Origin of the sequence: Bradyrhizobium sp. 197 (assembly GCF_023073375.1) — a bacterium.
Taxonomy (GTDB): Bacteria; Pseudomonadota; Alphaproteobacteria; order Rhizobiales; family Xanthobacteraceae; genus Bradyrhizobium.
The window spans coordinates 18,260-43,431 of the sequence record NZ_JADPJJ010000189.1; the positions used below are offsets into that span (position 1 = coordinate 18,260).

The window sequence follows — 25,172 nt, forward strand, 5'->3', positions numbered from 1 at the left end:
CAGATGCGGGGCGGGACAAGCCGCTTTTTTGTCGTCAGATGATCGGCGGACCCGATTGCCATTGTTTCACGGCCTCGAACGGATGGATCAGCATCAGGATATTGAGCGTCAGATTGTCGCGAATATGCAGCGCGAGCATGATTTCGAAGGCGAGCCCCAGCAGGACGGTCACCGGTACGGGCAGCAGGCGCGCGGCGAGGAAGCCCAGCATCATGGACAGCGTGTCCGAGATCGAATTGACGATGCTGTCGCCGAAATAGTCCAGCGAGATCGTGCCGGCGCGGTAGCGCTCGATGATGAACGGCGAATTCTCGACGATTTCCCAGGTACCTTCGATCAGCATCGCGATGATCAGCCGCGCGGGCCATGAGAGTTGCGGCGACGGCAGGCGCACGAACAGCAGCCAGGTCAATCCGTAGAACAGGAAGCCGTGCAGGACATGCGAGAAGGTGTACCAGTCGGCGATGTGCTGCGAATTCTCCGAGCTGTTCACCACGCCATGCCATAGCTTGACATAGCCGCAGGTGCAGATCGGCACCCGCCCCATCGCAAACAGGATCGAGGCCTGCAGCGCCAGCAATAGCAGCGCGATGCCGACCCAGTAGGTCGGCGGGATCGCCGTCTTGGCTTTCTCGGAAATCGCGAGCGTCATGAATTGCGCATCATCAGCAACGGAGGATCATCGGAAGTAAGGCATTGCGCCGCTTCGCTCGCAATGACGCGGAGCTCAGTTTTGACGTCGAAACCTGGACCCTAGCCGGCCGACAGGGCTTCGATGGTGACGTTGCGGTTGGTGTAGACGCAGATGTCGGCGGCGATGTCGAGGGAACGGCGGACGATGGTCTCGGCGTCCTTGTCGGTGTCGAGCAGGGCTCGGGCCGCCGCCAGCGCGTAATTGCCGCCGGAGCCGATCGCCATCACGCCGGCCTCGGGCTCCAGCACATCGCCGGTGCCGGTCAGGACCAAAGAGACGTCCTTGTCGGCCACGATCATCATGGCCTCCAGCCGCCGCAAATAACGATCGGTACGCCAGTCCTTGGCGAGCTCGACGGCGGCCCGGGTCAATTGCCCCGGATATTGCTCGAGTTTGGCTTCCAGGCGCTCAAAGAGCGTGAAGGCGTCGGCGGTGGCACCGGCAAAGCCGCCGATGACGTCGCCCTTGCCGAGCTTTCGGACCTTTTTGGCATTGGACTTGATCACGGTCTGGCCGATCGAGACCTGGCCGTCGCCACCGACCACCACCGTGCCGCGCTTGCGGACGGTCAAAATCGTGGTGCCGTGCCAGCCCGGCGAGCTGTTTGGGGAGTCCTGCATGAATGAACCTCGTTGTCCGGGCTGATTTAGGCGGTCAGGAGCCGCGGCACAACGGGCCGCTCCGGGCCCGATTTCGCTCACCATAGGCAGAAGTAGCAGCCCGGCCAGCCGTTCCCGCAGTAGCGAAGGTGTCATTTGGCTGTTAAAAGACCGGCGTTTTCGGCTCAAAACCAGAATGGAAACCGATTTTGCGCACCGCGACGATCAAGCGCAAGACCAAGGAAACCGACATCGAGGTATCAGTGAACCTCGATGGCACCGGCGTATCCAATATCGCGACCGGCATCGGTTTTTTCGACCATATGCTCGATCTCCTCGCTCGCCATTCCCGCATCGACCTCACGGTCAAGGCGGTGGGCGATCTGCACATTGATTATCACCATACCACTGAAGACACCGGCATCGCGCTTGGCCAGGCCATCAAGCAGGCGCTCGGCAACATGGCGGGCATCACCCGCTATGCCGGCGTGCATATGCCCATGGACGAGACGCTGTCGCGCGTGGTCATCGACATCTCGGGCCGCCCGGTCCTGGTGTTCAAGGTCGACTTTCCCCGCGACAAGATCGGCGAGTTCGACACCGAGCTGGTGCGCGAGTGGTTCCAGGCCTTCGCCATGAACGCCGGCGTGACTCTCCACGTCGAGACCCTATATGGCGATAACAGCCACCATATCGCCGAATCCTGCTTCAAGGGTCTGGCGCGGGCGCTGCGGACGGCGGTTGCGATCGACCCGAAGACGGTGGGCGAAATCCCGTCCACCAAGGGCTCGCTCGGCGGCTGACATCTCGGGCCGGCGGCACGCGCCGCTTGCGGTATCACTGAAATTAGAGAGCGGGGCATCACCATGCCTGTCTACACAGTTCATGCTCCCTCTCCTGCCGGAGCCGATCTGCGCGCGACCGACAAGTTCGTCTTCGTACGCGACGGCTTCCATTTCTGGGCGATGATTTTCGGCCCGCTTTGGCTGCTGTGGAATCGGCTGTGGCTGGCGCTGATCGGCTGGGTGATCTTCGTTGCCGCGTTCAACGCCGGGCTGTCCAGCCTCGGAATCGGACGCAGCTCGATCTTCTTCGCCGACATCATCGTCGCGCTGCTGATGGGTTTCGAGGCCTCCAGCCTGCGCCGCTGGACGCTGTCGCGCGGTAAATGGCGGCAGCTCGACGTGGTGATTTCCGACGACGAGGACACCGCCGAGCGCCGCTTCTTCGAGCGCTGGAGCCAGAAGCAGCGCGGCATCGTCAACGATCAATGGGCCGTCGATCGCGGTGGCCCGCCGCCGACCCGCAACGTGCCGGGGCAGCAATTCTCAAGCCCGCCGCCGATGCCGGCGGGCGGCATCATTGGTTTGTTTCCGGAACCGGGAGGGTCAAGATGAGTGTCGCCATCATCGATTACGGTTCCGGCAATTTGCATTCCGCCGCAAAGGCGTTCGAGCGCGCTGCGCGCAGCATGGAGAACCCGCAAAAGGTCTTCGTCACCAGCGATCCGGACCAGGCCTACAGCGCCGACCGTCTGGTGCTGCCGGGCGTCGGCGCCTTCGCCGATTGCCGGCGCGGGCTCGATGCGGTCAACGGCATGGTCGAGGCGATCACCGAGGCAGTGCGTGTCAAGGCGCGGCCGATGCTCGGCATCTGCGTCGGCATGCAGCTGTTCGCCACCCGCGGCAAGGAACATGTCATCACGCCAGGGCTGAACTGGGTCGGCGGCGACGTCGAGAAGATCACGCCGCGCGACGAAAGCCTGAAGATCCCGCACATGGGCTGGAACACGCTCGATGTGCTGCGCGAGCATCCGGTGCTGAACAAGCTGCCGCTCGGCCCCAAAGGCCAGCACGCCTATTTCGTGCACTCCTATCACCTCAATGCCGCCAACGAGGCGGACGTGCTCGCGCGCGCCGATTACGGCGGGCCTGTCACCGCGATCGTCGCAAAGGATACGGCCATCGGCACCCAGTTTCACCCCGAGAAGAGCCAGCGCTTTGGTCTGGCCCTGATCTCGAACTTCTTGCGATGGAAACCGTGATTCTCTTCCCCGCGATCGACCTCAAGAACGGCCAATGCGTGCGCCTCGAGCAAGGCGACATGGCGCGTGCGACCGTATTCAACCTCAATCCCGCCGCGCAGGCCGAGAGCTTTGTTGCGCAAGGCTTTGAGTATCTCCACGTTGTCGATCTCGACGGTGCGTTTGCCGGCAAGCCGGTGAATGCCGAGGCGGTCGAGGCGATGCTGAAGACGATCAGGATTCCGGTGCAGCTCGGTGGCGGCATTCGCGATCTCGCGACTGTCGAAGCCTGGCTCGAAAAGGGCATCACCCGGGTCATCATCGGCACCGCCGCGGTGCGCGACCCTGAATTGGTGAAGGCTGCCGCAAAAAAATTCCCCGGCCGCGTCGCGGTCGGCCTCGATGCACGCGACGGCAAGGTCGCGGTCGAAGGCTGGGCCGAGACCTCGCAGGTGACGGTGCTGGAGATCGCGCAGCGTTTCGAGGATGCTGGCGTCGCCGCGATCATCTTCACCGACATCGCGCGCGACGGCCTGCTCAAGGGCCTGAATCTCGATGCCACCATTGCGCTCGCAGATGCGATCTCCATCCCCGTGATCGCCTCCGGCGGCCTCGCCTCGATCGAGGACGTCAAGGCGATGCTGACGCCGCGCGCGAAAAAGCTCGCCGGTGCGATCGCCGGCCGCGCGCTTTACGATGGCCGCCTCGAACCGGCAGCCGCCCTCACATTGATCCGCGACGCGCGCGCCGCCTAGGAGCTGACACATGTTCAAGGTGCGCGTGATCCCCTGCCTCGACGTCAAGGACGGCCGCGTCGTCAAGGGCGTCAACTTCGTTGACCTGCGCGATGCCGGCGACCCCGTCGAAGCGGCGATCGCCTATGACGCCGCCGGCGCCGACGAGCTCACTTTTCTCGACATCACCGCGACCCATGAGAACCGCGGCATCATGCTGGACGTGGTCCGGCGCACCGCTGAAGCCTGCTTCATGCCCGTGACCGTCGGCGGCGGCGTGCGTGAGGTCAACGATATCAAGACGCTTCTGCGTGCCGGCGCCGACAAGGTCTCGATCAACAGCGCCGCGGTGTCGCGGCGTGAGTTCGTCAAGGAAGCCGCCGAGAAATTCGGCGGGCAGTGCGTGGTGGTCGCGATCGACGCCAAGCGGGTCAAGCGCGCCGGTGGCGGAGAGCGCTGGGAGATCTTCACCCATGGCGGCCGCAACTCGACCGGCATCGACGCCATCGAATATGCCCAGGAGGTGGTCTCGCTTGGCGCTGGTGAAATCCTGCTCACCTCGATGGACCGCGACGGCACAAGGCAGGGTTTCGACATCCCGCTGACCCGCGCGATTGCAGACAGCATTCCCGTTCCCGTGATCGCCTCGGGCGGTGTCGGCAATCTCGACCACCTCGTCGACGGTATTCGCAACGGCCACGCCACCGCCGTGCTGGCTGCCTCGATCTTCCACTTCGGGGAATTCACCATCCGCGAAGCCAAGGAGCACATGGCCCGGCGCGGGCTGGCCATGCGCCTCGATGCCTGACGACTCCCGTCCATAAAAATGCTACACGATTGGCGGGACCGGCTTGTCCCGTCAGATAACCGGCCAGGGCAATCGGCCAAGGCGCGTTTTCCGGGTATTTTGTATGCCGCGTTTCACGATCCACGATCTGGCCGAGACCATCGACGCTCGCGCGGCAGCGGATGGCGAGGCGTCCTATACCCGCAAGCTTCTCGACAAGGGCGCCGAACATTGCGCCAAGAAGTTCGGTGAGGAAGCAGTCGAAACCGTAATCGCAGCAGTCGAAAACGATCGCGCGCATCTGATCGCCGAAGGCGCCGATCTGCTCTACCATTTCCTTGTGCTGCTCAAGGTCCGCGGCGTAAAGCTGGAAGAGGTCGAAGCCGCATTGGACAAGCGGACTTCGATGTCAGGGTTGGAAGAGAAGGCGTCGCGCAAGGGCGGCAACTAGCCGAGGTGGAAAGATCGCGTCATGGATATCCGCGCACCCGAGCAGCAGTATAATCCGTACCGCGTCTATACGCGCGAGCAATGGGCGCGGCTGCGCGACGACACGCCGATGACCCTGGAGCCGGGCGAGTTCGATCGCCTGCGCTCGCTGCATGACCGCCTCGATTTCCAGGAAGTCGAGGACATCTACCTGCCACTGTCGCGCCTGCTGTCGATCTATGTCGATGCCATGCAGCGGCTGTATTACGCGGAGCGCCAGTTCCTCAACATCCGCGACCGCAAGGTGCCCTACATCATCGGCGTCGCCGGCTCGGTCGCGGTTGGAAAATCCACCACGGCCCGCGTGCTTCAGGCGCTGCTGGCGCGCTGGTCGCCGCGTCCCAAGGTCGAGCTGATCACCACCGACGGATTTCTGTATCCCAACGCCGTGCTGGAGCGGCAGGGCATCATGCAGAAGAAGGGTTTTCCGGAGAGCTACGACCTGCCGCTGCTGCTCAGCTTTCTCTCCGACATCAAGGCCGGCCGCCGCCACGTTCGCGCGCCGGTCTATTCGCATTTGACTTACGACATCGTGCCGAACGAGTGGGCCGAGATCGACCAGCCCGACATCCTGATCGTCGAGGGCGTCAACGTGCTGCAAACAGGCAAGCTGCCGCGCGACGGCAAAGCCGTGCCCGTGGTCTCCGACTTCTTCGATTTCTCGGTCTATATCGACGCCGACGAGGCGGCGCTGCGGCAGTGGTACATCCGGCGCTTCCTGTCGCTGCGCGACACCGCGTTCACCAATCCGAAATCCTACTTCAACCGCTACGCGCTGTTGTCCGACGAGGAAGCCACCGCCACCGCGATCGCGATCTGGGAGCGCACCAACCTCGCCAATCTCGAAGACAATATCCTGCCGACCCGCCCCCGCGCGACGCTGATCCTGAAGAAGGGCGCCGACCACACGGTGGCGAGCGTGGCACTGCGCCGGCTGTGATCGCGCCGACGGACGGGAGGCTTTCCGCTAAATTGTCAGGCCAAGTGTCTTTTGTTGCAGACCGACAAAGCGTAATCCGTTACGGCCTTCGAAAACACGAGGGGTCCATGGTTGATCGGCTCAGAAGCGCGGCGGAGCAGCTCGAAGCACCCACATGCGCGGACTGCCATATCGAGATGAGGTGGTACCGGTCCGAACTGCTGGCGGACGCGCCGCATCCGATCATTGCCCATCTTTTTGTGTGCCCGCATTGCAAGCGCGCGGCCCAGGCAGACACCATCTTCAAGGGCACAGCGGCGCCGCCGGACAAGCTGTCCGCGCCGCGTTTTCCTGCTCAGGCCGCATCACGGTTCGTCCCGCCGGACCGCGCAGGGATGCATCGGCCCCGACCTGTTCCGCACCCAAGCTGACGTGCATCGCCGGCAAGTGGCTCACTTGCCTGCCTTCGCGTTCCAATCGGCAGGCTTGATGCGCCCCACGAAAGCCGCCGCACCGGTGGCGCTTGCCCGGTAGGCGAAGGCTTCGCCCTCCTGCACGTCGCCGGCGTCCTTGCCGAAGGCATCGGCGATGTTGGTCTTGTGCGTAACGAGGAAGGTGTTGGTGCCGGCCTGCGGAGCCGCATCGAGGAGCTGACGTACGGCCTGTCCGGCTTTTGCATTTGCGCCGGCCGGGTTTGCCATTCCCGATGCGCTGGCGTTGCTGCTGTCCGTCAATGCGTCGACCGGCTTGGCCTCGCGGCCGGAGATCAGCTTGCCCGCCTCGATCGCGCGGTTCAGCCGGCTGGTGTAGACATCGCCGATCGGGATCGCGAGTTCCCTGATGGCCGCCCCGATCTGGCGCGCCATGTCCCGGCCCTTTTCGCTGAGCTGACGCTGGGCGCCCATATCGTCGAATTTGAAAGGGTAGACATCCTTTTGGCTGTCGTCGGTGGCGGTGTGCCGAAACACCAGCACGTAGCCGCCTTGCTTGAGCGAGGCGATCAAGTCAGGCGTATCGGCTGCAGTCGCTTGGGTGGAACCACAGAGAAGGGATATGACGGCGAGGCGGCAAAGCACGTTCATGCGCGAAATCCTCCGTTGCAAATGCCCCGGAGGATGGTGACGCGCGACGCGGTCGATTTCAATTATCGATTGCCGGCCGATCAGGTTCTCACGAAATTCTGGATCAGACTGCCAGATGCCGCGCCGCCGCCAGTCCGGCCAGCGCCTCTTCCAGCTTCTCGCGATCGAGCGGCTTGATCAGAAACCCGTTCATGCCCGCTTCAAAACAGGCGTAGCGATCTTCCACCAGCGTGTTGGCGGTGAGCGCGAGGATCGGCGTGTGGTGGCCGCCTTTGGCCGCCTCATGCGCACGGATGCGCTTGGTCGTTTCGATGCCGTCGAGCTGCGGCATCTGGATGTCCATCAGCACGAGATCAAAGGGCGTACCGGCCGATGACGCGCCGAGCCAGCATTCCAGCGCGGCCTCGCCATGGACGGCGATGACGACGCGGTGGCCGAGTTTCGTCAGCAGCGAGCGCATCAACAGCGCGTTGATCTCGTTGTCCTCGGCGACGAGAATCGACAGGCCTTTCGCCGGTACCGCGCCGGTGGATTGGGCCGGTGGCTCCGGCGCGAGATCGGGCGAGGCGACCTCCGGGGTCAGCGCGAGGCGTGCAGCGAGTGAGGCCGCGCGAAGCGGCTTGACCAGGAAGCCGGTGAAGGCCGGCGAAACTTTCTCGTGGCGCGAGCCCGATGTCAGCAGCACGAGGCGTTGCATCGCATGCCTGCGTGCGGCTTCGCCGAGGCGGTCAGTGATGGCGGCGCCAAGCGCACGATCGATCAGCACCGAATGCCATGAGCGTTCCGGCAGCAGCGCTTCCGCGACCGCCGCGTCGGTCACCATACAGGTCTGGCCACCCCAGCGCTCCAGCCGCCGCGCGATCAGCGAGGCCTCGATACCGTCGGCGATCAGCAGGATCGACTTGCCGGCAAGATCAGGGCTCGCCAACGCCGTCGGTTCTGCGCCGGCGTGTGATGGCGCGAGCGGAATCGCGACCTCGAAGGTCGAGCCCTTGCCCGGCTCGCTCGTGAGCGTGATGCGGCCGCCCATGCGCTTGACGATGCGCTCGCTGATGGCGAGGCCGAGGCCGGTGCCGCCATAGGTGCGCGCGATGCGCTCGTCGGCTTGCTCGAATTCGCGGAAGATGCGCTGTTGCGCCTCCGGTGCGATGCCGACGCCGGTGTCGCGCACCAGAAAACTGATCTCGTTCGGCCAGATGCCGGGCTCGACGATCAGCGCAACGCCACCACTCGCAGTGAACTTGATGGCATTGCCGGCAAGGTTGAGCAGAACCTGGCGCAGCCGCGCGGCGTCGCCGACCAGTTCGAGCGGCAGGCGCTCGTCGACATAGGCGGCGATCTCGAGGCTCTTTGCCTGCGCGCGCGGCGCGAGCAGCTCGGTGATGTCCTCGATCAGGGCCGACAGCGCGAAGGGACGCTGCTCGAGATCGAGCTTGCCGGCTTCGATCTTGGAATAGTCGAGCAACTCCTCGATCAGCGCCATCAGCGCTTCGCCGGAGGTCTTCACGGCCTTGGCGTAGGTCGTCTGCTCCGGCGTCAGCGTGGTGTCGAGCAGCAGGCCGCCCATGCCGATGATGCCGTTGAGCGGCGTGCGGATCTCGTGCGAGGCCATGGCGAGGAAGCGCGATTTGGCGCGGTTGGCGGCGTCGGCCTGGTCGCGGGCGTCGGACAGCGCACGCTCCGTCTCGGTGCGGTCGGTGACATCGCGTCCGACACTCTGCAATTCGGCGGGCTGGCCGGCGTCGAGGCGGACATAGCCTTCGCGCCAGGCAATCCAGCGCGCGCCGAGCGGGGTTGCGATCTTCTGGTCGTGAATGCGCGTGCCGTTGCTCTCGCGGGCGCTGTCACCCTGCTCCAGCACGTCGAAATCAAAGCGCGTGCCGACCAGCGCGCCACGCGCCTGCACCGCGAGCGCGCAATAGGCTTCATTGGCGAAGGTGATGCGGCCGCTTGTGTCGCGCAGCACGATCAGATCGCCCTGCTGTTCGAACAGGCTGCGGGCGCGTTCTTCCGCTTCCTTCAGCTCCCAATTGCGGTCGATCAGCGCTTCGTTGTGGGCGGCCAGCGCACGCATCCGCTTGTTGACGAAGCGCAGGCGCATGCTGAGCGTGGCAAGGCCGAGGCAGGAGAGCGCGAACAGGAAGCTGGCGCCGATCGCAAACGCGTTGGGATCGTAGCCGGAATTCTCCGACCGGCTGCCGGAGACAAAGCCATAGGCGCCACCGAAGGTCGCCGAGAAGATCATGAAGGAGCGGATCGCGAAGGCGATTTTGGGGTACTGCCGCCTGAAGCGGCGCATGCGCACCTTGATCCGGAACGTCCGACCCATCGCCACCGACCTGACTGTTTTCTTAAAACCCTGTGCTCGCTGTAAACGACGATGTCCCGCCGACCTTGCGAACAGTTTGAGGTCTTGCGGCCGCCTCCAAACAGGGTTGACGTAGCATTAACGGCTCAGCGCGAGGCGGCTCAAAGCGAAGCGGCCTGGAGATGGCGGTGGCCGCCGTGGGCGCCGACGATCAGCGCCGCCGCCTCGCGCTGCGAGAACGTCTTCGAGCGCACATAGACGCGGTAATCCGCCGGCCCCTCGGTGGAGAGATAGATCACCTGGCCGCCATCGACGGGCTGCGCCGCAATCGAGATCAGGCGGGTCGAAGGATTGGCCTGGCAGGTCTCGGATTCCGAACCGAGGCCGTCGTCGACGACGGCGAAGTCTGCCGCATCCGCATCCTCGGTGATCTGAACCCGCACCGTGGCCTGGGCGGGATCATCGGTGAAGGCGACGTGCAAGCCGGCAGTCCAGAACAGCGACGTCAGCTCGACCGAGGTTTCGCCCATGGCGATGCAGGGATGCGAGACCGATCCGATCTCGCTGCGGGCAAACACCGCAGCCGCGAGCAGGGGAACGACCGAGGCCAGGATCTTGAAACGCAACATGACACGCTACTCGCCGGGCCCCGGGAAACTCGTGGCGGGAACTGATGGGCCTTATGGTTTGCAGAGCGTAAAGGAAACTCGTTACCGCCGGGTTGATGCGCGTTCACATCACGCCATCTGGCGCACATCCTCCGCGAGTGCGCGGTAGGACAACGCTTCGGCGAGGTGCAGCCGGCCGATCTTGTCGGCGCCGTCGAGGTCCGCGAGCGTGCGCGCCACCCGCAGCACGCGGTGATAGCCGCGCGCCGACAGCCGCATGGTCTCGGCGGCGTCGCGCAGCAGTTTTTGGCCCTGCGCGTCCGGCTTGGCGATCTCCTCCAGCACCGAGGCCGGCGCTTCGGCATTGGTGCGGACCTTCGGCAGCCCCGCGTCCGCGTAGCGCGCAAGCTGGATGTCGCGTGCCGCCGCGACGCGCGCGGCGACCTCGGCCGAACCCTCCGCGGGCGGCGGCAGGATCAAATCGGCCGCGGTCACTGCGGGAACCTCGATGCGCAGGTCGATCCGGTCCATCAGCGGCCCCGAGATGCGGGCCTGATAGTCGCCCGTGCAGCGATCGATGCGGCCGCGCTTGCAGGCATAGCCGGGTTCGAACGCATTGCCGCAGCGGCAGGGATTCATCGCTGCGATCAGCATGAAGCGCGCAGGGTAGGTGACGCGGTGATTGGCGCGGGACACCGAGACCTCGCCGTTCTCCAGCGGCTGCCGCAGCGAATCCAGTACGCGCGGATCGAATTCGGGCAGCTCGTCGAGGAACAGCACGCCCTGATGCGCGAGCGAGATCTCGCCGGGCCTTGCGCGCATGCCGCCACCGGTGAGCGCGGCCATGCTGGCGGAATGATGCGGCGAGCGGAACGGACGCCGCGCCGTCAGCGCACCGCCCTCGATCTCGCCGGCGACGGAGGCGATCATCGAGACCTCCAGCAGTTCGCCGGGGGAGAGCGGTGGCAGGATCGAGGGCAGGCGCGCCGCGAGCATCGATTTGCCGGCGCCGGGGGCGCCGATCATGAGCAGGTGATGCCCGCCGGCGGCCGCGATCTCCAGCGCCCGCTTGGCGCTCTCCTGGCCCTTGATGTCGCGCAGGTCGAGCAGCGAGGCGGCGGCTTCGTGCACCTTCGGCACCGGCCGCGACAGCACCTGCGTCCCTTTGAAGTGGTTGGCGATCTGAATGAGTGAACTTGCGGCGATGATCTGGATGTCCGGGCTCGCCCACGCCGCTTCGGAGCCGCAAGCCGCCGGACAGATCAGTCCCTCCTCGCGCACATTGGCGCCGATCGCGGCGGGAAGAACACCGGCCACCGGCGCGATCGATCCGTCGAGGCCGAGCTCGCCCAGAACGGTGAAGCCGGTCAGCGCATCAGGGGGGATCGCGCCGATCGCCCCCATCAGCCCGAGCGCGATCGGCAGATCGTAATGGCTGCCCTCCTTGGGCAGATCGGCGGGCGCGAGATTGACGGTGATCCGCCGTGCCGGCAGCGCCAGGCCCGAGGCGATCAGCGCCGAGCGGACCCGCTCGCGGGCCTCCGACACCGCTTTGTCCGGGAGACCTACGATCGCAAAGGCCGGCAGACCCGGCGCGACCTGCACCTGCACGTCGACCGCGCGGGCCTCGATCCCCTCAAAGGCGACGGTAGAAACCCGCTGAACCATGCCCGAACCAGCCTGCCCTCTTGCACAATTAGGGGTAGCAGAGCGGGGCGGTTCTTGCAAGAACAATACGGGAACATGTTGAGGGGAGCTCGAAGGCCCTAACCAATTGTAAACACGACCAGGACACTACGCCTCGAATGCGCATGGCTCTCCTCAGCACATTCCAACGAATGTCCGCTACTCCTAAGGCTGCGGGATGGGCCGTGGTCTAACGGGTGAACAATTCAAATGCTTGCAAATCGCCGGAGAAGCGAACGTCGGGGCTGCACTCGGCTCGCCAAGATTCACTTTGGCTCGGGCTCGCTGCCGAGGGATTGCACGATCACGGATATCTCGGATGGCGGCGTGAAAGTGGTGGCCGAGTTTCTTGAGGTGCCGCCGCAATTCACCATCATCTTCGCGCCCGACTATTCCCGCCAGTGCCGCCTGCGCTGGCGCATCGGCTGCGAGTTCGGCGCTGAATTCACTGACTAGGCGAGCATGATCCGGAAAAGTGTGAAGCGGTTTTCCGAAAAGATCATGCTCAAACAATAGACAGAAGCGCGCTTCCTTAACGGGACTTTAGCGTTAATCGGTAAGCATCTCTGATCAGTCGCCGAGTGATCAGAGTATGTCCAAGCGTTTGTCCGTTGCCTCTCCTCCGGCGAGATTTCTGTTTTCCGCGCTTCTGATCCTGGCCCTCGGCGGCTGTCAGACCACAGGCATCGAGGACATCACCGGCGCCCTCGGCGGAAAGTCGGAAACGGCCGGCAGGCTCGACGCCAAGCCGGACGTGAAGCCGGACATGGACGCGCTGCGTGAGCGCTATCGCGCCAAGCCTGGCGATCCCAACGTCGCACTCGAATACGGCAAGGCGCTGCGCCAGACCGGCCAGCGCGCGCAGGCGCTTGCGGTGCTGGAGCAGGCCGTGCTCGCGCATTCCACCAACAAGGCGGTGCTCGCCGGCTATGGCCGCGCGCTCGCCGACAGCGGCAATTTCCAGCAGGCGTTCGACGTCCTCGGTCGCGCGCATTCGCCTGAAGATCCAGACTGGCGCATCCTGTCGGCGCAGGGCGCCGCGCTCGATCAGCTCGGCCGCAGCGAGGAGGCGCAGCAATATTACGCCACCGCCTTGAAGATCGTGCCCGAAGAGCCGTCGGTGCTGTCCAATCTCGGACTGTCCTACATGCTCCAGAACAATCTGCCGCGGGCCGAGGAAACGCTGCGCCGCGCGAATTCGCGCAACCCCGCCGATTCCCGCGTGCGCGCCAACCTCGCGCTGGTGGTGGGGCTGGAAGGAAAGCAGGCCGAAGCCGAAACCATCGTGAAGGCCGATCTGCCGCCGGATCAGGCGACGGAAAAGGTCACGGCGCTGCGGCAGTTGCTGGCGAAGAAGCAGCAGCGGGCGGACAAGTAACCCGCCGACTGCCTGGTCTTGGCGTGTTTTCTTGACGCGAACCGGTATCCACTTCGCTCGAAAGCGCGCTTGCGCTTACGACGCCTTGCGATGCGGGGCCGACCCGCGCCCCGACATGCCCTTCAGCTTCTTCAGGAGCGGTCCGAGCAGCGAGCGCTTCGGCTTCTTCACCTCGCCGCGCCCGGCGAGGCGGTTCGCCATGTTCTGGAACAGCTCGGTGGTGCGGTGGCTTTTGGAGACCTCCGCAATCATCTGGCCGTTGTTGGCCGCGGTGGAGAACAGCTTCGAATCGAACGGGATCACCGCGATCGGCTGGCTCTCCATGGTCTTGGCGAATGCCTTGACCTCGATCTCCGCCCGCTTCGGCATGCCGACCTGGTTGATGCAGTAGAGCGGCGGCCGGTCGTTCGGCCGCGCCGCCTTCAACACGTTCAGCATGTTCTTGGTGTTGCGCAGGTTCGCAAGATCGGGCTCGGCCACGATCACGATGTCGTCCGCGTTGACCAGCGCACGCCGCGTCCAGCCCGACCATTGATGGGGAACGTCGAGCACGATGCAGGGCGTGGTCATGCGCAGCGTGTCGAACACCGCGTCGAAGGCCTCCGCGCCGAAATCGTAGACGCGGTCGAGCGTTACGGGCGCGGCGAGCAGGCTGAGCCGCTCGGTGCATTTGGCGAGCAGGCGCTCCATCAGCGCCGTGTCCGGCCGGTCCTGCGACAGCACCGCATTGGCGATGCCCTGCATCGGGTCCTGGTTGTAGTCGAGACCCGCGGTGCCGAAGGCAAGGTCGAGATCGATCACGACGGAGTCAAGCGCGAGGTCGCGGGCGATGGTCCAAGCCACATTGTGCGCGACGGTGGAGGCGCCGACGCCACCCTTGGCGCCGACCACCGCGATGACGCGGCCGGTGATGATGGTTTCGGACGCCGAGAACAGGCTGCAGATCGAGCGGACGACGTCGAGCGTTTCGACCGGTCCCACCACATAATCGTTGACGCCGCGGCGGACCAACTCGCGATAGGGCGCGGTGTCGTTGGGATTGCCGATCACGACCACACGGGTGCCGGGATCGCAGACGCCGGCGAGGTCGTCGAGCCCTTCGAGGATGTCACGCGTGCCGTCGGATTCGATCACAATGACGTTCGGCGTTGGCATCGTTTCATAGACTTCGATGGCCGCGGCGAGGCCACCGTCCTTGGCGGTGAGATGTGCCTTGGCAAGACGGCGATCCTGCCCGGCCGCGGTCATCGCGGCGAGCGTCTGCGCGGTCTCGCAAAAGGCCTGCACGGAGATGCGAGGAACCGGCGCAATGTGTTCCTCGGGGTGCTGCGGATCGTCCGCTTCTTCGTCGTGGACGCTTGTCATCTGCCTGTGTCGCTGAGTTTGGCCTTGTCGGCCTCTGGATTGGCGGTTGCGATCGGCGTGCCCTTGCGATAGCGCTCGAAGGCGATGTCGCGCCGTGCGGTATAGGCCGGCGTCTCGGACCGCGGCTGCTCGAGGTCGGCCGGATTGTCGATCATCGCCGCAAGATTGCGCTGGGTGGCGCAGCCCAGATTGAAGTAGGGCCGGTTCTCGTTGTAGCCGGGATCGAGGATGCTGGGGCCAACGTCTTCGGGCCACAGCCCGCAGGGGCCGGCGACCGCGGCGATCCGGGAATAGCTCAGGCGGATGGTGGGCAGCAGTCCGGGATCCTCGGGCCGATAAGGATGCTGGACGATCGCACGGGAGGGTACGCCGCCGGATGCGAGCACGGAACGAATTTCGTGATAGGTCGCCGCCGCCGCGCGCGAATTCGCGGCGTCGACGGGGACGTCGACGACAACCGAGCCCGTGCCTTCGCGGCCCCAGTCACGGGCAACGCCAGCGACGTCCGAGCGCTGTGCGGCCGAGAGACCGCCGCGAGCCTTGCCGACGAAGATCACGATCGACTTCTTGGCTTCCTGCACCACGATCGGGTGACGCTGGCGATAGTCGGTCGGCACCGTCTGGGTGACGGTCTCGCCGGTGGTGTTGCAGGCGCCCAGCATGACGGAGAGTCCCGTCAGTGCCAGCGCGACGCTCAACTTGCGACGTCGATCGGCCATGGTTTTCGTCATCGCTTCATCCCCTCTTGCCCGTCCCTCGCCCCGTTCCCCAAGCCGTCCGTTCGTCATCAGTCGATGATGAAACCGAAATCGTCGGGCGTGCCCGCGATCGGATCGACGCGGCGCGCGATGCCATAGAGGCGGTTCATGCGGCCGAGCAGCGCCGTCTGGGCGTCAGACGCCGGCGCGAAGCCGTCGTCGGGCCGCGACAATTCCTTCTGGGCCACCGCGCGCACCACATAGGGCGTCACGATCACCATCAGCTCGGTCTCGTTGTTGACGAAGTCCTGGCTGCGGAACAGCGCGCCGAGGATCGGCACCTGGTCGACGCCGGGCAGGCCGTTGATCGCCTGTTTGGTCTGCTGCTGGATCAGGCCGGCCATCGCCATCGAGCCGCCCGAGGGAATTTCCAGCGTCGTTTCGGCGCGTCGGGTCTGGATCGAGGGGATGGTGATCGAGTTGGTCGAGGACGAGGACAGCGCCTGGGTGACCGTGATGGCGCTCTGGCTCGACAGCTCGGACACCTCAGTCATCACGCGCAGGCTGATTCGGCCCTCGCTGAGCACGACCGGGGTGAAGTTCAGGGAGATGCCGAACTTCTTGTAGGTGATCTGGGTGGTACAGACGTGGGTGACCGGATCGCAGGCATAGCCTGACGGAATCGGGAATTCGCCGCCGGCGATGAAGGTGGCGGATTCGCCGGAGATCGCGGTCAGGCTCGGTTCGGCGAGCGTGCGCATGACACCGGCGCTTTCCATCGCGCGCATCGTGGCGCTGACGGTCGCGAGGCCCTTGGTGAGGCCGGCAACGCCTAATCCGTTGTTGCTGACGATCGGTCCGCCGCTGACCGAGAACGGGTTGGAATTGTTGAAGTTGACGACCGCGGTGCCGGCGTTCAGGCTGGCGCTGAGATCGACGCCCAGCTGCTTGACGATATCGCGGCGCACTTCGCCGACGACGACCTTGAGCATCACCTGGTCGCGGCCGCGCACGACGATGTTGTTGACGACCTTCTCAGAGTTGCCGACCAGCTTCGCGGCGACGTCGCCGGCCTGCTGGGCCTCGACCGGGCTCGACACCGAGCCGGTCAGCATCACGCTGTCGCCGACGCCTTCGATCTGCACGCCCGGCAGCGACTGACGCAGCGCCGCACGCATGCCGTTGAGGTCGCGCTTCACCGCGATGTCATAGGCGGCGACCTGCTGGCCGTCGGCGCCGAAGAACACGACGTTGGTCTGGCCGACCTGTGCGCCGATGATATAGGCGCGTTGGGCCGAGCGGATCACCGCATTGGCGATCTTGGGATCGGCCACCAGCACGTCCTTGACCTCGCGCGGCAGGTCGATGACGGCGGATTTGCCGACGCCGAGCGACAGGAAGCGCGTCCTCGCCGGCGCGATCGTCGCGACCGATGCCACATCGAGATCCGGTGCCTGCATCGGCGCCTGGTCGCCGACCGGCGCATCTGCGGCGCTGACGATATCGGGGGCTGCGAAGAGCCCCAGGATCAGCATCGTCCCCGTCCAGAACGAGCGCGCGCGATTCCCCCGAATGCGCATGCCGGTCCGATCATCCCCGTAGTTCATCATGTCCCCATCACTTCTGTGACGTCAGTTGCCGCGCCTGCACGCCGTAGCGAATGACGTTGATCCCGCCGGGACGCTTGATCGCCTGGTCCTCGGGCGTGCCGTCGACCGAGTTGGCATCGACGATGCTGCGCAGCGCGAGCGACAGCGTGCCGCTCTGACGCGCGGCCGATAGCGTGGCGACCTGGTCGGGCCTGAGCTCGAGCGTGACGGTCTTGCCGACGACGGCGTTCTGGCCGTCCTTTTCCTTCGGCGCCTGGTCGATCGCGAGCACGCGGATATTGGTCAGGATGACCTCGGACAGGACGAGGTCGTTACCGCCGGTCGGGCCGTTGCTGTTGTTCGCGCCGTCGGGATTCTTCAGGCGGCGGGTCAGCACGACGTCGACGCGGTCATTCGGCAGGATGAAGCCGCCGGCGCCGGTCTCGGCTGAGAGTTCGGTGGAGACGGCGCGCATGCCCGACGGCAGGATCGCGGCCATGAAGCCGGAGCCTTCGGCCTTGACCAGCTTCTGCTCGCGGATCGGCTCGCCTTGCATCAACGGCACGCGCGCGATCGAACCTGCGATCTGGGTCTGCGCCTCGGGCCTGTTGTCGCGCCGGATGAAGGCGCTGCTCGCGGTCGCCGCCGGCCAGACCTGCCATTGCATGTCATCGGGCTTCACGGCCTGGCCGAGTTGGATGTCGTTCTTGGCGACCAGGACCTCGACCGTCGGCAGCTTCTCGGCGACGGGGAGAGCGGGCGCGGGCCTGTTCTCATAGCCGCTCGCCAGATACGCAGCGACGCCGCCGGCGCCCAGCGCGATGACGAGAACGACAATGCGTGCGGTGTTCATACGCCTCTACTCTTACGCGGGGCACTCGAACCGCACCTGGCGGGTTCCCCGACGTCGATGAGTAGGCAGTAAAAGTATAAGGGGTGTTGCGAGGCCGAATGTGAGCGCGGGCGGCGCTGCGGTCTTTCGGCAGATGGTGAACGTCGCGTTAGCCGGTCGGCCACTAGCTCCGTAGTTTCACGCAGCGGCCCACGCGTTCGAATGATGCGCGCGGCGTCATGGTGAATGGGTGGTTAGTGGTGTGCGCGCGGAGCAGCGTGCGCGGTGCGTAGCCCGGATTTCTCTTCACTCCAGGCTACGCACCCGTGCCTACTTCGCCCGCTTCTGCTCGATGACGTCCCAGAGTTTTGCCGCAACGTCGGGGCCGCCGAGATTTGCAATCGCGCGAATGCCGGTTGGCGAGGTCACGTTGATCTCGGTGAGGTTGCCGTTGATGACGTCGATGCCGACGAACAACAGCCCGCGCTCGCGCAGCGCCGGCCCGACGGTGGCGCAGATCTCGCGCTCGCGCGGCGTGAGCTCGGTCTCCTGCGCTGCGCCTCCGCGCACCATGTTCGAGCGGAGGTCGTCTGCGGCCGGGACGCGGTTCACCGCGCCGGCGAACTCGCCGTTGATCAGGATGATGCGCTTGTCGCCGTGCTTCACCTCGGGGATGAACTGCTGGATCACCCAGGGCTCCCTGAAGGTCACCGAGAACATGTCGAACAGCGACCCGAAATTCATGTCCTGGGGCATCACGCGGAATACCGCCGCGCCGCCGTGGCCGTGCAGCGGCTTCATGACGACGGCGCCGTTCTTGTCGCGAAAAGCGTTGATCTCGTCCATGTCGCGCGAGATCAGCGTCGGCGGCATCAGCTGCGGAAAGTTCATCACGAGCAGCTTTTCCGGCGCATTGCGCACCGAGGCGGGATCGTTGACGACGAGTGTCTTCGGATGGATGCGTTCGAGAAGGTGGGTTGAGGTGATGTAGGCGAGGTCGAACGGCGGGTCCTGGCGCAGCAGCACCACGTCGAAGCCGTTGAGCGCCTCGCGCCGGGGCTCGCCCAGGGTGAAGTGATTGCCGGGCTCGTCGCGCACGGTGAGCAGCTGGACGGGAGCGACGATCTCCTCGCCGACCATCGAGAGCTTGTCGGGCGTGTAATAGGACAGGCCGTGGCCGCGCTTCTGCGCCTCCAGCAGCAGCGCAAAGGTGGAATCGCCCTTGATGTTGATGCGGGCGATGGGATCCATCTGGACGGCGACGTTCAGTTTCATGGTCTGCCTTTCAGGTCGAGGCGTCGAATGCCGCCAACACATGGCGTGGAAGTGACCGCGGCGCAATCAGCATGGCATCGAATCGCATTTCAAATTCCGCATGCTCGGGATGCGCGACAAGCCAGCCTTGCGCGGCATTGATGATGCGCTCCTGCTGGCGCGGCGTCACGGCGAAGGCGGCGTCGTCCAGCGTCGCGCGCGCCTTGACCTCGACGAAGGCGATCAAATCGCGGCGGCGCGCCACGATATCGATCTCGCCATGCGGTGTGCGGTAGCGTTTGGCGAGGATGCGGTAGCCCTTGGCCATCAGATAGGCTGCGGCGCGGCTTTCCGCGGAGATGCCGGTGCGGAACGCGGCGACGCGCTCGGGCGAGGCGACCTTCGGTTCCGCCGGGACCTCATTCTTCGCCATCGCCGCCCCGCAGGTCTTTGGCAAGCGCGAGCGCGCGGGCATAAACCTCGCGGCGCGGCCGGCCCGAGAGCGCGACCGCGTGCGCCACCGCGTCCTTGACGCTGTGCGCGGCAAGCTGCTCGCGCAGGACGTCGTCGAGCGCATCCGATGTCAGCATCTCGGCATCCGGCGCGGGCGGAGCGATCACCAGCACGAATTCGCCGCGCGTCTCCAGCGTGTCGGCGTCGCGCGCCAGCTCCTGCAGCGTCGCGCGCGAAATCTCCTCGTGCAGTTTCGTCAGCTCGCGGCAGATCGCGGCTTCGCGGGTCCCCATGATCTCGGCGAGCTCCGCGAGCGTGTCCTGCATGCGGTTGCCGGAGTCGAACATCACCAGCGTCGCATCGATGCGCGCGAGTTCGGCCAGGCGCGATCGTCGCGCGGCCGATTTCGACGGCAAGAAACCCTCGAAGAAGAAGCGGTCGGTCGGCAGCGCGGCGACCGACAACGCCGCCAGCACCGAGGACGGGCCGGGCAGCGCGTAGACCGCGTGGCCGGCGGCGCAGACCTCGCGCACCAGCTTGAAGCCGGGATCCGAGATCAGCGGCGTGCCGGCGTCCGACACCAGCGCGATGGAGCCGCCCTGCCCCAGCGCCTCCAGGATTTTTGGACGGGCCGCTTCGGCGTTGTGCTCGTGATATTGCTTGAGCTGCGCCGCAATGGCGTAGCGCTCGGTCAGACGCCGCGTGATGCGGGTGTCCTCGCAGGCGATGACATCGACCCCGGCGAGGGTCTGCAGCGCCCGCAGCGTGATGTCGCCAAGATTGCCGATGGGGGTCGCGACCAAATGCAGGCCCGGCGCGGCCTTCGGCGCCGCAAGACGATGGGCGTCGATGGAGAAACCGCGCGAGGCGGGTTCCGTAGTCTCAGGTGTATTTATCGGGGACGGCTTTGCGCGCATGATGAATCGAACTTAGGCATGATCCCAGGGGCTGGGAACCGGTCCTCGGAAAAGATCGCTTGGGTGAGGGGCGAGGAAGGACTGGAATGTGATCCATCCGGCATCACATTCCAGAGGGAATGAAGCGTCAGCGCCATATTCACGGCGGAAACGCCGCCTTGATGCTGGGTGGCGGCGGTGGACAGCTAGCCAGGACTTTAAGGTTGAGCCGCGTTAAGCGGTCATTATCCTTTTGTTTGAGTTAACTATTTGCCGACAATATGCCTGAATCCACGGCTTGTGTCGTGGAAAGAATGTCGTGACCGGCCGGCGACGGTCGGTCAGAAGAGAAGCTGCTATGACGGGCCCGCGTGATCCCAGATCTTCCTTTTCGGAGGAGCCTCCCGTTCAGGGGCCTCTGATATCGCCCCTGATATCAGGGGCGACCCGGCGGAGCGCGCTCGGCCTGTTGCTCGGCACGCCGCTGCTGTCGGCCTGCGCCGGCGTCCAGCAGAGCCTGAGCCAGTTCTCCAGTCCGTTCAGCAGTTCCTCCCAGCCTCCTGCTCAGCCGGCAGGCCCGCCGCAACAGGCAACGACCGCCGGCACCGGCGGGGTGAAGGTCGCCGTGATCCTGCCGCTCTCGGCGGCCGGCAATGCGGGTCTTGCCGCGCAGTCGATGCGCAACGCCGCCGAGATGGCGCTGGCCGAGTTCCAGAATCCCAACATCCAGCTCCTGATCAAGGACGACAATGGCAGCCCGCAGGGCGCGCAGGCGAGCGCGCAGCAGGCGGTCGATGAGGGCGCCGAGATCATCCTGGGACCGCTGTTCGCGCAGTCCGTGCCTGCGGTGGCCCAGATCGCGCGCACGCGCGGCATCTCGGTGATCGCGTTCTCGACCGACTCCAGCATCGCCGGCCGCGGCGTTTATCTGCTGAGTTTCCTGCCGGAATCCGACGTCAACCGCATCGTCGAATATTCTGCCGGCATCGGAAAGCGCGCCGTCGCCGTACTCGTGCCAGACAATGCCTATGGCAATGTGGTCGAGGCCGCGGTGAAGGCGGCAGTGCCGCGCCGCGGCGGGCGCATCGTCGCGTTCGAGAAATACGGCGCCGATCGCGCGACGCCGGCCCGGACCGTGGCGCAGCAACTCGGCAGCGCCGATGCGTTGTTCATCGCCGATGACGGCGACGCCGTGGTCGCAGTCGCCGATGCGATGACCGCGGCGGGTGCAAATCTGCGCAATATCCAGCTGCTCGGCACCGGCCTGTGGGACGGTCCGCGCGTCTATGCCAGCCCAAGCTTGCAAGGCGGCCTCTACGCCGCTCCGGACCCGGCCGGCTTCCGCGCCTTCTCCGGCCGCTATCGCACCAAATACGGCGCCGAGCCGGTGCGTACCGCAACGCTCGCCTATGACGCGGTCGCCCTCGTCGCCGCGCTGGCGCGCACACAAGGCACGACGCGCTTCTCGTCCGACGTGCTCACCAATCCCTCCGGCTTTGCCGGCATCGACGGCCTGTTCCGCTTCCGCGCCGATGGGACGAACGAGCGCGGGCTTGCGGTGATGAAGGTGACGACCGGCGGCGGCGTGGCCGTCGCGGGCTCGCCGAAGAGTTTTGGGGCGTAACGTACCAGGTTTGCGTGCGGTATTTTTGAACCGCGTGACAGGCCGGCGCGTTAGTTTTGTCCCCGTTGTTTGAGGACTGTGTGTCCTCATGCGTCTTGTAGGAGGAATCCTACTGTGCGTAGTGTGTACGTGATTTCAGTCAGGCTGAAGCCCGTGATTCGAGCCCCTGCTGAAAACACAAAGACCGCCCGGGGTGGAAACCGGACGGCCTTTGATCAGATGGTCCCCTAGGTCAGGGATCGCCAGTGGGAGAGCCGGGTCGACTTGGCGGAAGACCGGCTCCCCTCCACGTTGTGAATCGGATGGATCCGAATCGCAGGGTCAATGGTGGGGCGTCGCTGTTCCGGAGTCCACGCTAATGGCAAGGATTCCTGTGTCCGTCCCGCTTTTCCCCAAGGGGAGGCCGTACCTTGACGGATAAGAAGCAGGGAATCAGGACAATCCGTCTCGGGACGAGGTCTTGAAGCGGATCCTCAAGATGGAGCCGAAGCCGCACAAGCCACCGCGCGACATAACCCCAACCGAAGGCCTAACCGACCATACTTCCGCGCACGCTGGACGAAGTTGGTAGGTTAGCCGAGGCGTAATCCACCTTACGAGAACTCGCTACGCCGCCAGATCCGCAACCACCGCGTCCAGCACCGGGAATCCGCTGCTCGTGACGCGCAGACGCCCCGTTGCATCCACCGTGATCGCGCCTTCTTCGCGCAGCAGCGTGATGCGCTTGGGATCGAGCGAGCGGCCGGAGAGAGCCCTGTAGCGCTCGGGGTCAATGCCTTCTGCAAGGCGCAATCCCATCAGCAGGAATTCGTCGGAGCGCTCTTCGCTGTTGAGGAGATCGTCGGTGACAATGCCGTGGCCGTTGGTCTCGACCCGCATCAGCCAGGCTTCGGGGCGCTTCTCGGTGGCGGTGGCGTGCCTGATACCGTCGATGTCGAGCCGGCCATGGGCGCCGGGGCCGACGCCGGCATATTCCTCGCCGCGCCAGTAGACCAGATTGTGCCGGCACTCGGCGCCCGGCCGCGCATGATTTGAGATCTCGTAGGCGGGCAGGCCGAGCTTGTCGCAGGTCTCCTGGGTGACGTCGTAAAGCGCGCGTGCGACCGCTTCATCCGGCGTCTTCAGCTTGCCGGCCTGATGCAGGCCAAAGAACGGCGTGCCTTCTTCGATCGTCAATTGATAGAGCGACAGGTGCTCGGCCGCTTCGTCGATCGCGAGACGCAGTTCATCGGCCCACATCCCCGGCGTCTGGTCGGGACGGGCGTAGATCAGATCGAACGAATAACGATCGAACGAGCGGCGCGCGATGGCGACGGCATCGAGTGCCTCGCGCGCACTGTGCATGCGGCCCAGTGCTTTCAGTGAGGCATCGTCGAGCGCCTGCACGCCGAGCGAGACACGGTTGACGCCGGCGGCGCGATAACCGGCAAAGCGCGTGGCTTCGACGCTGGTCGGGTTTGCCTCCAGCGTGACTTCGACGTCTTTCGCCACAGCCCAGTGCTTGCCGATGGCGTCGAGCACAGCGCCGACGGTCGCAGGCTGCATCAGCGATGGCGTGCCGCCGCCGAGAAAGATCGAGGTGACCTCGCGACCGGGCGAACGTTGCGCGGTCGTTTCGATCTCACGCGCGAATGCTGCCGCAAAACGCGCTTCGTCGATCGCAACGTGGCGGACATGGCTGTTGAAGTCGCAATAGGGGCACTTCGACAGGCAGAACGGCCAGTGCACGTAGACGCCGAAGGCTTCCTTAGCGCGGTTCAAGGCAGATCTCCGCCAGTTTCACGAAGGCGCGGGCACGATGCGACAGACCAAGACCGAGCGGCGGCAGGCCGTGCTTCTCGATGCTCTCCATCTCGCCGAAGGTGCGGCTGTGGCCGTCGGGCAAGAACATCGGGTCGTAGCCGAAGCCGGCGGTGCCGCGCGGCGGCCACACCAGCGTGCCGTCGACGCGCGCCTCGACCTCTTCGAGATGATCGTCGGGCCATGCGACGCAGAGCGCGGAAACGAAGTGCGCCTTGCGCTTGTCGGGCGTGGTCGCGCCGCGCTCCTGCAACAGCCGTTCGATCTGCGCCATCGCCGCGGCAAAATCCTTGCTCGGACCGGCCCAGCGCGCTGAGTAGATGCCCGGCGCGCCATCGAGCGCGTCGACCACGATGCCGGAATCATCGGCGAAAGACGGGAGCTTCGTCGCTTGGGCTGCCGCGATCGCCTTGATCGCAGCATTGCTGCGGAAATCGTTGCCGGTTTCTTCCGGCTCGGGAAGGCCGAGCTCGCCGGCCGACACCGCCTCGACGCCGTAAGGCGCGAGCAGCTCCTTCATCTCGGCGAGCTTGCCGGGATTGTGGGTCGCGATGACGAGCTTTCCGGTGATTCGGCGATGCATCGGCTTATTGACTACGCTACCGCCAGTTTCTGCAAGTCCACGAGACGCGCGACGCCCTTGCGCGCCAGCGCCATCAGCGCCAGCAACTCGGCTTCCGTGAACGGCTCGCGTTCCGCAGTGCCCTGGACTTCGATGATGCGGCCATCGCCCGTCATGACGAAATTGGCGTCGGTGTCGGCTTCCGAATCCTCGGCATAGTCGAGGTCGAGCACGGGCGTGCCTTTGTAGATGCCGCAGGAGATCGCGGCGACGTTGTCGCGCAACACGTTGGCCTTGACCATGTTGCGCGCCTTCATCCAGTTGACGCAATCGGCAAGCGCGACCCAGGCACCGGTGATCGAGGCCGTGCGGGTGCCGCCATCGGCCTGGAGCACGTCGCAATCGACCGTGATCTGGCGCTCACCCAGCGCTTCGAGATTGATGATGGTGCGAAGCGCACGGCCGATCAGGCGCTGAATTTCCACGGTGCGGCCGCTCTGCTTTCCAGCGGAGGCCTCGCGGCGGGTGCGTTCCGAGGTCGCGCGCGGCAGCATGCCGTATTCGGCGGTGACCCAGCCGCGGCCCTGGCCCTTCAGCCATGGTGGCAGACGGTCTTCCAGCGTGGCGGTGACCAGCACATGGGTGTCGCCGAATTTTACCAGGCACGAGCCTTCCGCATATTTGACCACGCCGCGCTCCAGCGTCACGGGGCGCAATTCGTCGGGCGCACGGCGGCTTGGCCGCATGGGAAATCCTCCAAAACTCTCGGAAAAGGGCTGTTCGCGGTGCTTG

27 protein-coding genes are annotated in these 25,172 nt (G+C 65.2%); 11 read left to right on the forward strand and 16 right to left on the reverse strand.

Annotated elements, in window-relative coordinates; translation table 11 throughout:
• Nucleotides 1–34: 34 nt before the first annotated feature.
• The gene (locus IVB27_RS41220; protein ID WP_247448244.1) at nucleotides 35–652 is read right to left on the reverse strand and encodes a DUF2585 domain-containing protein; all 618 of its coding nucleotides are present in this window, start codon (nucleotides 650–652) and stop codon (nucleotides 35–37) included.
• 101 nt (nucleotides 653–753) lie between these two features.
• Entirely contained in the window at nucleotides 754–1,314 is a 561-nt protein-coding gene (gene hslV / locus IVB27_RS41225) for an ATP-dependent protease subunit HslV (protein WP_247448245.1), read from the reverse strand.
• A 188-nt stretch (nucleotides 1,315–1,502) separates the two neighbouring features.
• On the opposite strand from hslV, the gene hisB reads away from it, so the two are divergent.
• From hisB to IVB27_RS41265, 8 genes are all read left to right on the forward strand, one after another.
• Nucleotides 1,503–2,096, forward strand: coding sequence for an imidazoleglycerol-phosphate dehydratase HisB (gene hisB, locus IVB27_RS41230; RefSeq protein WP_247448246.1), 594 nt, complete (start codon nucleotides 1,503–1,505; stop codon nucleotides 2,094–2,096).
• Between the two features lie 63 nt (nucleotides 2,097–2,159).
• The gene (locus tag IVB27_RS41235) at nucleotides 2,160–2,690 is read left to right on the forward strand and encodes a DUF2628 domain-containing protein (protein WP_247448247.1); all 531 of its coding nucleotides are present in this window, start codon (nucleotides 2,160–2,162) and stop codon (nucleotides 2,688–2,690) included.
• A complete protein-coding gene (hisH, locus tag IVB27_RS41240) occupies nucleotides 2,687–3,337 on the forward strand; it encodes an imidazole glycerol phosphate synthase subunit HisH (RefSeq protein ID WP_247352601.1) in 651 nt (216 codons plus the stop codon). Before IVB27_RS41235 ends, hisH begins: the two co-directional genes overlap by 4 nt.
• On the forward strand, nucleotides 3,334–4,071 hold the full coding sequence (gene hisA / locus IVB27_RS41245; protein WP_247448276.1) for a 1-(5-phosphoribosyl)-5-[(5-phosphoribosylamino)methylideneamino]imidazole-4-carboxamide isomerase: 738 nt from the start codon (nucleotides 3,334–3,336) through the stop codon (nucleotides 4,069–4,071). Before hisH ends, hisA begins: the two co-directional genes overlap by 4 nt.
• A gap of 10 nt (nucleotides 4,072–4,081) precedes the next feature.
• A complete protein-coding gene (gene hisF / locus IVB27_RS41250; RefSeq protein ID WP_247448248.1) occupies nucleotides 4,082–4,858 on the forward strand; it encodes an imidazole glycerol phosphate synthase subunit HisF in 777 nt (258 codons plus the stop codon).
• Nucleotides 4,859–4,961: 103 nt separating this feature from the next.
• Complete coding sequence (locus IVB27_RS41255; protein ID WP_247352605.1) at nucleotides 4,962–5,288, forward strand: phosphoribosyl-ATP diphosphatase; 327 nt, start codon at nucleotides 4,962–4,964, stop codon at nucleotides 5,286–5,288.
• 21 nt (nucleotides 5,289–5,309) lie between these two features.
• Nucleotides 5,310–6,266 (forward strand): type I pantothenate kinase, encoded by a 957-nt coding sequence (coaA, locus tag IVB27_RS41260; protein ID WP_247448249.1) that lies wholly within the window; start codon nucleotides 5,310–5,312, stop codon nucleotides 6,264–6,266.
• Between the two features lie 107 nt (nucleotides 6,267–6,373).
• Nucleotides 6,374–6,676 carry a hypothetical protein gene (locus IVB27_RS41265; protein ID WP_247448250.1) on the forward strand — a complete coding sequence of 101 codons (303 nt, stop codon included), beginning with the start codon at nucleotides 6,374–6,376 and terminating at the stop codon, nucleotides 6,674–6,676.
• Nucleotides 6,677–6,697: 21 nt separating this feature from the next.
• On the opposite strand, the gene IVB27_RS41270 is transcribed toward IVB27_RS41265, so the two are convergent.
• The 4 genes from IVB27_RS41270 to IVB27_RS41285 all read right to left on the reverse strand — a co-directional run bounded on the left by IVB27_RS41270 (nucleotide 6,698) and on the right by IVB27_RS41285 (nucleotide 11,911).
• Nucleotides 6,698–7,327 carry a histidine phosphatase family protein gene (locus tag IVB27_RS41270; protein WP_247448251.1) on the reverse strand — a complete coding sequence of 210 codons (630 nt, stop codon included), beginning with the start codon at nucleotides 7,325–7,327 and terminating at the stop codon, nucleotides 6,698–6,700.
• A 103-nt stretch (nucleotides 7,328–7,430) separates the two neighbouring features.
• Nucleotides 7,431–9,656 carry an ATP-binding protein gene (locus IVB27_RS41275; RefSeq protein WP_247448252.1) on the reverse strand — a complete coding sequence of 742 codons (2,226 nt, stop codon included), beginning with the start codon at nucleotides 9,654–9,656 and terminating at the stop codon, nucleotides 7,431–7,433.
• 140 nt (nucleotides 9,657–9,796) lie between these two features.
• Nucleotides 9,797–10,264, reverse strand: coding sequence for a hypothetical protein (locus tag IVB27_RS41280; RefSeq protein WP_247448253.1), 468 nt, complete (start codon nucleotides 10,262–10,264; stop codon nucleotides 9,797–9,799).
• Between the two features lie 108 nt (nucleotides 10,265–10,372).
• The gene (locus IVB27_RS41285; RefSeq protein ID WP_247352613.1) at nucleotides 10,373–11,911 is read right to left on the reverse strand and encodes a YifB family Mg chelatase-like AAA ATPase; all 1,539 of its coding nucleotides are present in this window, start codon (nucleotides 11,909–11,911) and stop codon (nucleotides 10,373–10,375) included.
• A gap of 228 nt (nucleotides 11,912–12,139) precedes the next feature.
• Here IVB27_RS41285 and IVB27_RS41290 point away from each other — a divergent pair, with 228 nt between their 5' ends.
• Together IVB27_RS41290 and IVB27_RS41295 are read left to right on the forward strand one after the other, a co-directional pair.
• Entirely contained in the window at nucleotides 12,140–12,385 is a 246-nt protein-coding gene (locus IVB27_RS41290; RefSeq protein ID WP_247352615.1) for a PilZ domain-containing protein, read from the forward strand.
• 136 nt (nucleotides 12,386–12,521) lie between these two features.
• Nucleotides 12,522–13,307: a tetratricopeptide repeat protein gene (locus IVB27_RS41295; protein ID WP_247448254.1), complete on the forward strand. Its 786-nt coding sequence runs from the start codon at nucleotides 12,522–12,524 to the stop codon at nucleotides 13,305–13,307.
• A 75-nt stretch (nucleotides 13,308–13,382) separates the two neighbouring features.
• Here IVB27_RS41295 and IVB27_RS41300 read toward each other — a convergent pair whose 3' ends face one another.
• The 7 genes from IVB27_RS41300 to rsmI all read right to left on the reverse strand — a co-directional run bounded on the left by IVB27_RS41300 (nucleotide 13,383) and on the right by rsmI (nucleotide 20,415).
• A complete protein-coding gene (locus IVB27_RS41300) occupies nucleotides 13,383–14,672 on the reverse strand; it encodes a CpaE/TadZ family protein (RefSeq protein ID WP_247448255.1) in 1,290 nt (429 codons plus the stop codon).
• The gene (locus tag IVB27_RS41305) at nucleotides 14,669–15,403 is read right to left on the reverse strand and encodes a CpaD family pilus assembly protein (protein ID WP_247448256.1); all 735 of its coding nucleotides are present in this window, start codon (nucleotides 15,401–15,403) and stop codon (nucleotides 14,669–14,671) included. Before IVB27_RS41305 ends, IVB27_RS41300 begins: the two co-directional genes overlap by 4 nt.
• A 56-nt stretch (nucleotides 15,404–15,459) precedes the next feature.
• Nucleotides 15,460–16,977 carry a type II and III secretion system protein family protein gene (locus IVB27_RS41310; protein WP_247448277.1) on the reverse strand — a complete coding sequence of 506 codons (1,518 nt, stop codon included), beginning with the start codon at nucleotides 16,975–16,977 and terminating at the stop codon, nucleotides 15,460–15,462.
• Between the two features lie 10 nt (nucleotides 16,978–16,987).
• Nucleotides 16,988–17,812 (reverse strand): Flp pilus assembly protein CpaB, encoded by an 825-nt coding sequence (gene cpaB, locus IVB27_RS41315; protein ID WP_247448257.1) that lies wholly within the window; start codon nucleotides 17,810–17,812, stop codon nucleotides 16,988–16,990.
• A 309-nt stretch (nucleotides 17,813–18,121) separates the two neighbouring features.
• Nucleotides 18,122–19,066 (reverse strand): glutathione synthase, encoded by a 945-nt coding sequence (gene gshB / locus IVB27_RS41320; RefSeq protein WP_247448258.1) that lies wholly within the window; start codon nucleotides 19,064–19,066, stop codon nucleotides 18,122–18,124.
• Between the two features lie 10 nt (nucleotides 19,067–19,076).
• A complete protein-coding gene (locus IVB27_RS41325) occupies nucleotides 19,077–19,478 on the reverse strand; it encodes a YraN family protein (protein WP_247448259.1) in 402 nt (133 codons plus the stop codon).
• Complete coding sequence (rsmI, locus tag IVB27_RS41330; protein WP_247448260.1) at nucleotides 19,465–20,415, reverse strand: 16S rRNA (cytidine(1402)-2'-O)-methyltransferase; 951 nt, start codon at nucleotides 20,413–20,415, stop codon at nucleotides 19,465–19,467. Before rsmI ends, IVB27_RS41325 begins: the two co-directional genes overlap by 14 nt.
• Nucleotides 20,416–20,752: 337 nt before the next feature.
• Here rsmI and IVB27_RS41335 point away from each other — a divergent pair, with 337 nt between their 5' ends.
• Nucleotides 20,753–22,018 carry a penicillin-binding protein activator gene (locus IVB27_RS41335; protein ID WP_247448261.1) on the forward strand — a complete coding sequence of 422 codons (1,266 nt, stop codon included), beginning with the start codon at nucleotides 20,753–20,755 and terminating at the stop codon, nucleotides 22,016–22,018.
• 606 nt (nucleotides 22,019–22,624) lie between these two features.
• Here IVB27_RS41335 and hemW read toward each other — a convergent pair.
• Genes hemW through rph form a run of 3 tightly spaced genes read right to left on the reverse strand, consistent with a single transcriptional unit; the run spans nucleotide 22,625 to nucleotide 25,126 of the window.
• The gene (gene hemW / locus IVB27_RS41340; protein ID WP_247448262.1) at nucleotides 22,625–23,779 is read right to left on the reverse strand and encodes a radical SAM family heme chaperone HemW; all 1,155 of its coding nucleotides are present in this window, start codon (nucleotides 23,777–23,779) and stop codon (nucleotides 22,625–22,627) included.
• The gene (gene rdgB, locus IVB27_RS41345; RefSeq protein WP_247448263.1) at nucleotides 23,766–24,401 is read right to left on the reverse strand and encodes an RdgB/HAM1 family non-canonical purine NTP pyrophosphatase; all 636 of its coding nucleotides are present in this window, start codon (nucleotides 24,399–24,401) and stop codon (nucleotides 23,766–23,768) included. The genes hemW and rdgB overlap by 14 nt, the downstream gene beginning before the upstream one ends.
• Nucleotides 24,402–24,412: 11 nt before the next feature.
• A complete protein-coding gene (gene rph, locus IVB27_RS41350) occupies nucleotides 24,413–25,126 on the reverse strand; it encodes a ribonuclease PH (RefSeq protein WP_247352635.1) in 714 nt (237 codons plus the stop codon).
• Between the last annotated feature and the right edge of the window lie 46 nt (nucleotides 25,127–25,172).